Source organism: Comamonas suwonensis (assembly GCF_012844455.2).
GTDB classification, from domain to species: Bacteria; Pseudomonadota; Gammaproteobacteria; order Burkholderiales; family Burkholderiaceae_C; genus Comamonas; species Comamonas suwonensis.
The window spans coordinates 1-1,062 of record NZ_JABBCQ020000056.1; the positions used below are offsets into that span (position 1 = coordinate 1).

Below are 1,062 nucleotides of genomic sequence, written 5' to 3' on the forward strand. Positions count from 1 at the left end.
TGACCGCGTCATCCAGTTCGACGGCCATGAGTGGTTGCCGCTGCCGATCAGTGATGACGGCATCCGCATGACCGGGGAGGCCTCAGCAGATACCGTGCATGTGACGCTGCCTGCAGCCCAGCCCGTGGCACAGCTATTTCGCAGCACGCCGCCCAGTGAAGAGATTTTTTTGACGGTGCGCGATTACGACGCGGCTGCGGCCGATGCCGAGGTGTGCTGGGTGGGCAGCGTCAGCAGTGTGGTGTTTGCCAAGCCAGGCCAGGCAGAGCTTGTCTGTGACTCGCTCTCGGCATCCATGCAGCGCGACGGCCTGCGCCTGCGCTATGAGCGCTCCTGCCCGCACAGCGTCTACGACGGCCGCTGCAGTGTGAACAAGGCCCTGCATGCCATGGTGGTGCATGTCACGCAATTGACCGGCACCCATATCTGGTTTGACGCGGCAGGCATACCGGACATCAGCGTCTTCAGCTATGGCGCTGCCGAGTGGCATGTGGACGACACCGCGGAGCTGCGTGGCATTGAAGTGGCCAGTGGCTCCCAGGTGGAGCTGATCGGCGGTACCTACGGTCTGGCCATTGGCGACAGCGTCACGCTGTACCCCGGCTGTGATGGCTTGCGAAGCACCTGCAATGACCGTTTTAACAACCTTTTGAACCATGGCGGCTTCCCCCACATGCCGGGCGAATCCATCTATGGCAAGCGTCTTTGGTGAGGTTTTGATATGTGGGTTCAGCTCGCAATTTTGGTCGTCTCGGTAATCATTTCCTACGCCACACGGCCAAAGACCGTGACGCCCAAGGCCTCCACGCTGGAGGATTTCAAGTTTCCCCAGGGGACAGAAGGGACGGCCCAGATTGAGGTGTTCGGCACCTGCTGGGTGGACAACTGGATGGTGCTGGGTGCGGGCAACTTCCGCACATCGCCCATCCGAAAGTGATGCCAGCCATGAATGACACCGAGCTGCGCATCTGGCCACGGCACCTCTACAGCGTGCCTTATTTAGGAAGAGCCGGATTCTGTGCGAGTGGATCTCGCCAGTGGTTTGCGGCCCACGGATTGTCA

The 1,062-nt window shown here is 60.6% G+C and carries 2 protein-coding genes; both read left to right on the top strand.

Annotated elements, in window-relative coordinates; genetic code table 11:
- Positions 1–712: phage BR0599 family protein (locus HF327_RS21820; RefSeq protein WP_198462440.1), on the top strand; the 712-nt coding region annotated here is incomplete at its 5' end.
- 9 nt (positions 713–721) lie between these two features.
- Positions 722–937, top strand: coding sequence for a hypothetical protein (locus tag HF327_RS21825; protein ID WP_198462441.1), 216 nt, complete (start codon positions 722–724; stop codon positions 935–937).
- The last annotated feature ends 125 nt before the right edge of the window (positions 938–1,062 follow it).